Raw genomic sequence first — 10,147 nt, 5'->3', positions numbered from 1 at the left:
CATCGGGGAAATGCAGCGGTATTTCAAATTTGTGAATAGCAATCAGGCTGAAAGACTTCGCAGCAAATGGATCTCCCAAAATTTCCTTCACCCGTGCCTTGACCTCTGAGCCACGTTTGAGCGGTTCGGCCAGCACCAGATTGCCCGGTTTTGCCTCGCCCAGTTCGATAATCGGCGTGCTGCGCCGAATTTTGCGATCAACCGTCTTCAGCCAATAACGGTCGCGCTCGTCTTTCTCGACGATACCCAGAAGCATTTCGTTGCTCTGGGCGAGTTTCTTCATCAGAAAAGCGATATGGCCCTGTCCGCGTTCTTCGGTCCGCGCGAGAATCCGGTCGCCGATCGCCAATGCAGCGCGGCGCCCTTTTTCCTTGATCCTGATCTTCGGCGCAGGAGCGCTTTCGTCATCCCAGCGTTCGGGAATGCCAATCGCTTCATTGCCGTCGATCTCGACAATCTTGAGCACGGTGATCTTAGGCAGGCCGCCCACCTTATGCAAAGCCCGCCCCAGTTCTCCGGCGAGCAAACCTTCTTTGGTCATGTCCTTGAGCAAAGCCTTGAGCGCGATCTTGTCCGGCCCCCGCAATCCAAAGGCTTTTGATATCTCCCGTCGTCCTGCAGGCCGCTCCGATTGCTCTATAAAATCCAGTATCTGCTGGCGTGAGGGAACCTGTTTCGGTTTGTGAGATTTTTTGGGACCTGCCATTAATAAGCTTTACCTATGATGATGCGCTCGAGTGCCGGCTTGCCGGAGAAAATGCACTGGCCGTCGACCGGCGCGGCTTCAACCGGAACATTGCGGATGGTCAGCTTTAGTTTCTTGAGCCGTTCCTCGATCGCGTCCAGCTCTTTGCCCGTCGCCTTGCACCATTGCACTTCGAGCCAGCCCGGATATTTTTTATTCTCTTTGTAGAAACGCTCGACTTCCGACCATTCTACAAAGCCGCGGGTAATATTTGATTGCAGCCGCGCATCGGCTTCGTCGTGCAATCTGGACTGGATTTCCACCAATAATTCAGGGATTTCGGGGATGAAATCAGCCTTGGCGAGAAACTTCGTGTCCAGCTTGCCGCTATCCTGATAGAGCGCATCGCGACGGATCATCGCAACCTTGCCCTCTGCCATATCGCGCGGACCAATTTCCAATATGACCGGCGCGCCTTTCTTCACCCACGACCAGCGTTTGGTCTGGGTCTTGGCGCCGCTGATGTCCAGCTTCACCCGAACAGGTTCGTCAAAGGCTCTGAGCTTGGCGATGTCTTTCGCCAGTGCCTTGCAATAGTCGAGCACTTCGTCGTCTTCCGGCTTGTCGCGGAGCATCGGTACGATCACCACTTGATAAGGCGCGATCAGCGGAGGCACGCGCAATCCGTCATCGTCGCCATGGGTCATAATGACGCCGCCGATCAGACGGGTCGAAGTCCCCCAGCTGGTTGTATAGGCAAATTGAAATTCGCCTTCCTTGTCCTGAAAGCGGATATTCTGCGCCTTGCTAAAGGTCTGGCCAAGGAAGTGGCTGGTGCCGGCCTGGAGAGCCTTGCCGTCCTGCATCATCGCTTCGATCGAATAGGTCGCGTCAGCACCGGGAAAGCGTTCATTCTCCGGCTTTTCACCAGCAACGACCGGCATCGCCAGAACATTTTCGGAGAAATCGCGATATAGCTCCAGGATCATCAGCGTTTCGTCCATCGCTTCGGCCTTGGTAGCGTGGGCGGTGTGGCCTTCCTGCCAGAGGAATTCGGTGGTCCGGAGGAACATTCTGGTCCGCATTTCCCAGCGCACAACATTCGCCCATTGATTGATCATCACCGGCAGATCGCGCCAGCTTTGGACCCAGCGAGCAAAGGCGGTGCCGATCACGGTTTCGGAAGTCGGACGAACCACAAGCGGCTCTTCAAGCTTGGCATCAGGATCAACGACCAGCCCGCCATCCTTGCCCTTCATCAAACGGTGATGGGTGACTACCGCCATTTCCTTGGCAAAGCCTTCGACATGCTCGGCCTCTTTCTCGAAATAGCTGAGCGGAATGAACAACGGGAAATAGCAATTTTCATGACCGGCGGCCTTGATCCGCTGGTCCATCAGAAATTGCACCCGCTCCCAGATGCCATAGCCCCAGGGGCGCATGACCATGGAACCACGCACGCCGGATTCTTCGGCGAGGTCGGCTTCGGCAATCACTTGCTGATACCATCCCGCAAAATCATCTTCGCGGGTGATTGAAAGAGCATTTTTCTTCACTGGGTTTTCCTGCGGATTATTGGTTTCCGGTGATCAGATATCGAGCTTGTCAATTTTGGACTGGATATCGGCCAGTTGCTTTTTAAGCTCCATGATCTCGATATCCTTTTCGGACTGATTCGTCTCAGGCTCATCGTCGGATTCGTCGCGATCATTTTGACCGAGGCTCAACGCTTTTTCAAACACTCCGGCCAGCGGGCTTGCCTTTAAGGCATTTTCAACCGCTTCCTGAAACTGCTTCTGATTTTTTACGGCCATCTGGCCCAACGGGTTTTTGTTGAGTGCCCCTTCAACCGCTTCCTGGAACTGCTTCTGGTTTTTGCGGAAATTGTCCATCGAAGCTTCCAGATAGGACGGCATCAGGGATTGCATGCTGTTTCCATACATGGAAATCAGCTGGCGCAGGAATTTGACAGGGAGCATCTGCTTGCCGCTGCTTTCCTCGTCGACGATGATCTGGGTCAGGACATTATGAGTAATATCATCCCCGGTTTTGGCATCAACGACAATAAAATCCTGGTCCTTGCGGGTCATGTCGGCGAGAAAATCGAGGGTGATATAATTGGATGTCTGGGTGTTATAGAGGCGGCGATTGGCGTATTTTTTTATGATAATCGGACCGTCCTGAATTTTTTTCTTCGACTTGGCCATATAAGCTCCCGATGGGTTAGAAACACTGAAGGTTGCCGGGATTTCTAACCGTCCTTTAATTGCATGTTGCACCAGCACTAAACCTATTTGTGCTATGCCGCAACTTCTGTTGTTATGCAGGGATTCCGCGCAATTTTATTGTTTTGTGCAACTGCGTTGGTCGGGCCGGTGTTATTGCACTAAGTCCACTGTCGCGCCAATCGATTGCCGAGACCGGTGATCAGTTCATATTGCGACAGGCCGGATTGTGCAGAGGCGGTCCCCAGATCATATTCACAGTCGACCCAGTCCCCTTCCCTGAGGTCGGGTGCGCTCTCCAGATCAATCGCGATCAGGTCCATCGAGACGCGGCCGAGTACCGGTAGCAGTTGCTCTTGATGCTTGAAAAAGCCCTGATTCGAAAAGCTACGCAAATATCCGTCGGCATAACCCATCGCCAAAATGCCGATATCGTGCGAACGATCCGCAACATATTGGGCATTATATCCCAGTTTGTCGCCAGATCGCAGCGGACGGATCTGGATGATTTCCGCCTGCGGAACAGCTACTTGCTTGATGACGTCCCGGAATTCCGGTCGCTGAATACCACCATAGAGCGAGAGACCGGGGCGAGTTAGGTCGAAGTGGAAATCGCTGCCCAGTGCAATGCCGGCGCTGTTAGCCAGGCTCGTGCGCTTGCCGGATACGATTTTCAGCGCAGCTTTATACCGGACGAGTTGTTCCGCATTCTGCGGACCATCCTGATCGGCTGAGGCCAGGTGGCTCATAACGATATCGATCGCGATTCCGGAAAAAAGATCGTTGTCAAGATCTTCGAAATTGATCCCGAGGCGGTTCATTCCGCTGTTGATCATAATATCGCAGGGTCTGCCCGATTGCTTCCAGCGCGCAAGCTGTTCGAGGCTGTTGAGAACGGGCTTTGCCGGCGATTGCAGGGCGAAGGGCATGTCCGATTGGCGGACGCCGTTGAGTACCGATACTGATCCTTGGCCAGCGGTCAGGTCTTCGATCTCCTGCGCTTCCTGCCAATTGGCGACAAAAAAATCAGTGCATCCTGCTGCAACCAGTTTTTGCACAACTTCGCGCGCACCAAGACCGTAGGCGTTGGCCTTTACCGCTGCGCCCGCTTTTGCCTGTCCGGACAGACGGCCGAGACTGCGCCAGTTTGACAACAGAGCGTCGGTATCGAGCCTTATTATAGCGGTGGGCGCTATGATTGGTTGTGCGTCACTCATGAAGCCAGCGATACGGTCTTTATGACGCTTCGTCGAGGGCCGCTTCAGGGTCTTTCGGTATGCCCCACCATGCAACGACCACCCCAAATGCGACAACGACCCATGTGTACCAGAGGCCGGCGTAAATATCGCCTGATCGCGCAACAATATATCCGGCGATCAGAGGCAGGAAGCCACCCAGATAGCCTGCCCCGATATGATAAGGTATCGACATGGAACTGTAGCGGATTTTGGCCGGAAACATTTCGGACAGCAGCGCCGCAACGGAGCCGTAGGTCAACGCGCTCAAGCCGCCTAGAACCAGCAAGATTGCAACAATCCCCAATATGCTCGTCATGCCCGGTTGCTGTTTGGCAAAGTCATAACCCTGCGTGGCAAGCGCATCGCGGATCCCGCTACTTCGCGCAGCGCCATCTTCCAGCCATGCGGGCTCGATGGCGATCGCGTTGCTACCAGCGCTCAGGCGTAATTCACTGGCGTCGGTAAGCAAGTAGGAAACGCCGGCTGATGTCAGAGTTTCCAGAATTTTGCCGCAATCACTCTGCTCCCGGCTGAACAGTTCGGCAAACGGGTCGGTGCTGCAGGCCCTGCCCTCGACGCGCACCGGATTCACGCGGGCGGATTCCGTCAGCCCGGGATTGGCTAGTTGGCCGAGTCCCCAGAAAGCGGGGAACAACAACAACAAGGTAAGAAGAGCGCCGATGATAATCGGTTTCTTGCGGCCGACCCTGTCAGACCATTTGCCTACAATGAGATAGAAGGACATCGCAATCAAACCCGAGCCGAACAAAATGATGTCGACAGTCTGGGCCTCCATGTTCATCGGTCCGCGCAGAAACGACATGCCCGAGAAAAAGGCGGTGTACCAGATGGTGGTCAGAATGCCTGTGATCCCGAATAGCGCCACAAAAATGCGTTTTTTATTTCCAGGATAGGTAAAGCTCTCGACGAACGGATTGCCCGCCGTTTCACCCGCGGCTTTCATCGCCTGAAAGACCGGGCTTTCGTTAAGTTTTAGCCGCATCCAGAGCGATATGGCCAGCAAGATGATCGACAAGAGAAACGGTATGCGCCAGCCCCAGTCATTAAACGCCTGCTCCGGGATCAGGAATCGGCACGCCAATATAACGCCGATCGACAGGACAAATCCGCCGGCCACGCTCGCCTGGATATAGCTTGTATAATATCCGCGCTTTTCGGTTGGCGCATGTTCCGCAACATAAATTGCTGCGCCCCCATATTCGCCGCCGAGTGCAAGCCCCTGCAATATCCGCAGAAAAATAACGATCAGGGGAGCCGCCAGCCCAATGGTTGCTGCGCTTGGAATAAGCCCGACACCGGCAGTCGCAATGCCCATCAGGGTCACCGTGACCAGGAAGGTATATTTGCGTCCCAGTTTGTCGCCGAGAAATCCAAAAAGAATTGCACCGACAGGACGGAAGCCAAACCCGATGGCGAAGGTTGCCCACACCATCAGAATTTCAAGAGTCGGATTTCCGCTGGGGAAGAATGTCGGCCCGATGATATAGAACAACGTGCCGTAGATGAAAAAATCATACCATTCGAAGATGGTGCCGGCGGATGATGCCCCGATTACCAGACGAATTTCCTTGTCGGTCGGCTCGCGTTGTGCCGCGACGGCAGCCTCACTGGCCATACATTGCCCTCCCCCAAGCGTTATGATTATTCCAGTTCGAGTATCACCGCATCGACGGCAAGGCTATCCCCTTGTTCAGCCGAAACGCTCTTGACCACCCCATTTTTTTCGGCGCGCAGGATATTCTCCATCTTCATTGCCTCGACCACCGCCAAAGGCTGGCCTTCGACGACAGCCTCGCCTTCCCCGACATGCAGCGCGACCAGCAGGCCGGGCATCGGGCAGAGCAGGTACTTGGATAGATCGGGCGGGATTTTCTCGATCATGTGCTTGGCATGTTTTGCTACATGGGCAGGCAATATACGGGCCTTGTGGGTCGCGCCGTGGCTGTTGAGCGCGAATCCGTCAGCGGTTTTCGCAATTTTGACCGAAAGCGGCTTGCCTGCCACCTCGGCGAGAATCAGGCTGTCGCCCGGTGTATATTCCATGGACAGATCCGCCGGCGCGCCGTCGACCGCAATTTCCTCTTCGGAAATCGAGACGGTCATGATCTTGTCGCCGATCTTGACCTGCCATTGCGATGGCGGGTCGAGCCGCTTGCCGAGTTGACTGTCAACCCGGCGCGCGCGGTCGGCATGGGCTGTGGCCGCAAACGCACCAATGGCAGCGAGATTGGCAAGCAAATCATCGGACGCCGGGGCGCCCTGGAAACCTTCAGGATATTCCTCGGCGATAAAATTGGTGGTGATATTGCCAGCGCGGAAGCGCTCGTGCTGCATCAGCGCCGAGAGGAAATCGATATTATGGCCGGGGCCGACCAGTTCAAAGCGGTTGAGCGCATCGATCTGGCGGTCGATCGCCTCGATGCGGGTATCGCCATAGGTAATCAGCTTGGCAATCATCGGATCGTAGAAGATCGAGACCTCGCCACCTTCTGCAACGCCATCATCGACGCGAATGCCTTCTTCGGCTTCCGGTGGGCGATATTTGACCAGACGGCCTGTCGATGGCAGGAAACCGCGATAAGGGTCTTCGGCATAAACACGGTTTTCGATTGCCCAGCCTGTCAGCGTGACCTCGTCCTGGGTCAGCGGCAATTTCTCGCCATAAGCGACGCGGATCATCTGTTCGACCAGATCGAGACCGGTGATATATTCGGTGACCGGATGTTCGACCTGTAAACGGGTGTTCATCTCGAGGAAATAGAAGCTCTTGTCCGCGCCGACGATGAGCTCGACGGTACCGGCGCTATAATAGCCTACAGCCTGCGAAAGCGCGACCGCCTGTTCGCCCATTTTCTTGCGCATTTCTGGATCGACGAAGGGCGATGGCGCTTCTTCGACGACCTTCTGGTGGCGCCGCTGGATCGAACATTCGCGTTCGCCGAGATAGATGACATTGCCACGCTTGTCGCCGAGCACCTGGATTTCGATATGGCGCGGCTGCTCGATGAATTTCTCGATAAACACGCGGTCATCGCCAAAGCTGGCCAGACCTTCGCGCTTGGTCGCTTCAAATCCTTCGCGGACGTCTTTTTCATTCCACGCCAGCCGCATGCCCTTGCCGCCGCCGCCAGCGCTGGCCTTCATCATCACCGGATAGCCGATTTCGCCGGCGATCTTTACGGCATGTTCGGTATCGTCAATCTCGCCGATATGGCCGGGGACAACGCTGACACCGGCCTTCTCGGCCAGTTTCTTGGACTCAATCTTGTCACCCATCGCCGCAATGGCGTTGATCGGTGGCCCGATGAAAGCAATGTCATTGTCGGCAAGCTGTTGCGCAAAGCTGGTCCGTTCGGACAGGAAACCATAGCCGGGATGGACCGCTTCTGCGCCGGTTTCCTTGCAGGCTGCAATGATCTTGTCGGCGATCAGATAGGATTCGCCAGCAGGCGATGGACCGATATGGACAGCTTCATCCGCTATTTTGACATGGGGGCTGCGCGCATCAGCATCGGAATAGACGGCGACCGTCTTGATCCCCATTTTCTGGGCGGTACGGATAACCCGACAGGCGATTTCGCCGCGGTTTGCGATCAGAATTTTTTTGAACATAGTTTATCCAGCTGCCTCTAGTTGAACTTCTCTTGGCTCCGCTGCCATCGGCACCAACCCCAGCTTCTCAAACAGAGCCTGATCCGAATCATCGCCGGCATTGCCGGTGGTAAGCAATTTGTCGCCGGTGAAAATACTGTTGGCACCAGCGAGGAAACACAAAGCCTGGGTGCTTTCCGACATGCTTTCGCGGCCTGCGGAGAGACGGACCATCGAGGCAGGCATGGTGATCCGCGCTACGGCAATCGTGCGGACAAATTCGATATCGTCGATCTTCGCCAAGGGCGTATCGGCAAGCATGTCGCCGAGCACCGTGCCCTTGACCGGGACCAGCGCGTTCACCGGAACGCTCTCCGGATGCTTTGGCAGGGTAGCCAGCGCATGGACAAACCCAACCCGGTCAACGCGTTCCTCGCCCATCCCGACAATCCCGCCGGAGCAGACATTGATGCCGCTGTTCCGTACATTTTCCAGCGTTTGGAGCCGGTCACCGAAAGTCCGCGTAGTAATTACCTTCTCATAATATTCCGGCGAGCTATCGATATTGTGATTATAATAATCCAGCCCCGCTTCGGACAGCATTTCGGACTGTTCCTTGCTCAGCATGCCCAGCGTCATGCAGGTTTCCATACCCATCTGCCGCACGCCCTGGACCATTTCGATGATCGCCGGCATATCCTTGTCCTTGGGATTGCGCCACGCCGCGCCCATGCAGAAACGTGAAGAGCCACGGTCCTTGGCCTGCGCTGCGGATTGCAGCACGGTACGGACGTCGAGCAGTTTTTCCGCCTTGAGACCGGATTTCGCGCCGGCGGACTGGTTGCAATAGCCGCAATCTTCGGGGCAGCCGCCGGTTTTGATCGAGAGCAGGGTCGAGAGTTGCACTTGGCCCGCCTTGTGATTGGCGCGGTGGACGGTGGCTGCCAGGAATATCAGGTCGTCGAACGGGAGGTCGAACAAAGCCGCTATTTCCTCGCGGGTCCAGTCGTTGCGGACTTCGTTCCCTGTCGTAGGGCAGGGTCCAGAATGGTCCTGAGCAATCGTCTGGGCCCCGGCCTGCGCCGGGGAACTAACTGTTTCGTCCAAACTCATTCCGCAATCTCCCCTTCTGGCGGCATATTATGCCCCAGTAACCTCAAAATATCCGCCGCACATTCCACAATATTGCTGCCCGGTCCATAGATTCCGACCACACCGGATTTACGGAGAAATTCATAGTCTTTCGGCGGGATAACGCCGCCGGCAAAAATCTTGATATCGCCGCGTCCGGACTCTTTGAGCAGATTGATCAATTCTGGGATCAAAGTCATGTGACCCGCAGCCAAGCTGGACGCACCGACCGCATCGACATTTTCCGCCAGCGCCAGATCACGCGTTTCGCTAGGCGTCTGGAACAAGGGGCCGGAAATCACGTCAAAGCCCATGTCGGTAAAGGCGCTCGACACGACATTGGCACCGCGATCGTGGCCGTCCTGCCCCATCTTCGCGACCAGTATCTTTGGTTTGCGACCAAGACGCTGTGATACAGCATCGACGCCTTCGATAACCATCGCATAGCGGGCATCGCCTGCATAAGCCTTGCCATAAATGCCTTTGACCGGCGTCGGGAAGGTTTCGTAGCGGCCGAAGACTGCTTCCATGGCGTCGGATATTTCACCGAGCGAGGCGCGTTGTCGCGCGGCATCAACAGCCAGGGCCAGCACGTTACCTTCGCCCTTCGCGCCTTCGGTCAGTGCCTTGAGCGCCGCCTGACAGGCCGGTTCGTCACGTTCGGCCCGCATTTTTTCAAGCCGTGAAATCTGTCCCTGCCGGACTTTGGCATTGTCGATGTCCAGCGTTTCCATCGCATCTTCTTCTTCGCGGCGATATTTGTTCACCCCGACAATCACCGCATCACCCTTGTCGACAGCGGCCTGACGACCGGCAGCGGCTTCCTCGATCATCGCCTTGGGCCATCCATCGGCAACCGCTTTCACCATACCGCCTTCGGCATTGACGCGTTCGATAATCTCCCAGGCCTTCTCGACCAGCTCATCGGTCAGCGCCTCAACATAATAGCTGCCGCCCAGTGGATCGACGACCTTGGTTATCCCGGCCTCTTCCTGCAGCACAATTTGCGTGTTGCGGGCGATACGCGCGGAAAAATCGGTGGGGAGCGCGATGGCTTCATCGAGCGCGTTGGTGTGCAGCGACTGGGTTCCACCCAGGGTTGCGGCCATCGCCTCGATCGTGGTGCGGATCACGTTATTATAGGGATCCTGTTCGGTCAGAGACACGCCAGATGTCTGGCAATGGGTGCGCAGCATCTTGGAACGCTCTTCTTTTGCGCCGAGTTCATCCATCACCCGGTACCAGAGCGTCCGCGC

At 55.9% G+C, this 10,147-nt stretch carries 7 protein-coding genes and 1 pseudogene; all 8 read right to left on the bottom strand.

The genetic code is table 11. The features are described from left to right. Positions 1–706: pseudogene (locus WBM93_RS07730) on the bottom strand (ribonuclease R); the annotation flags it as partial. Next, positions 706–2,241: a proline--tRNA ligase gene (gene proS, locus WBM93_RS07725; RefSeq protein WP_424430431.1), complete on the bottom strand. Its 1,536-nt coding sequence runs from the start codon at positions 2,239–2,241 to the stop codon at positions 706–708. The gene proS and the pseudogene WBM93_RS07730, both read right to left, overlap by 1 nt. Before the next feature lie 33 nt (positions 2,242–2,274). Next, complete coding sequence (gene phaR, locus WBM93_RS07720) at positions 2,275–2,892, bottom strand: polyhydroxyalkanoate synthesis repressor PhaR (RefSeq protein ID WP_424430428.1); 618 nt, start codon at positions 2,890–2,892, stop codon at positions 2,275–2,277. Between the two features lie 179 nt (positions 2,893–3,071). Next, a complete protein-coding gene (gene alr / locus WBM93_RS07715) occupies positions 3,072–4,127 on the bottom strand; it encodes an alanine racemase (protein WP_424430425.1) in 1,056 nt (351 codons plus the stop codon). 19 nt (positions 4,128–4,146) lie between these two features. Further along, entirely contained in the window at positions 4,147–5,784 is a 1,638-nt protein-coding gene (locus WBM93_RS07710; protein ID WP_424430422.1) for an MFS transporter, read from the bottom strand. A gap of 26 nt (positions 5,785–5,810) precedes the next feature. Continuing rightward, on the bottom strand, positions 5,811–7,781 hold the full coding sequence (locus WBM93_RS07705) for an acetyl-CoA carboxylase biotin carboxylase subunit (protein WP_424430420.1): 1,971 nt from the start codon (positions 7,779–7,781) through the stop codon (positions 5,811–5,813). 3 nt (positions 7,782–7,784) lie between these two features. Next, the gene (gene bioB / locus WBM93_RS07700) at positions 7,785–8,873 is read right to left on the bottom strand and encodes a biotin synthase BioB (protein WP_424430417.1); all 1,089 of its coding nucleotides are present in this window, start codon (positions 8,871–8,873) and stop codon (positions 7,785–7,787) included. Next, positions 8,870–10,147, bottom strand: a 1,278-nt coding sequence (locus WBM93_RS07695; protein WP_424430414.1) for a methylmalonyl-CoA mutase family protein, incomplete at its 5' end; no start/stop codon positions are given. The genes bioB and WBM93_RS07695, both read right to left, overlap by 4 nt.

This window comes from Parasphingorhabdus sp., from assembly GCF_049667325.1.
Taxonomy (GTDB): domain Bacteria; phylum Pseudomonadota; class Alphaproteobacteria; order Sphingomonadales; family Sphingomonadaceae; genus Parasphingorhabdus.
This window is presented reverse-complemented; position numbering and strand designations above follow the sequence as displayed.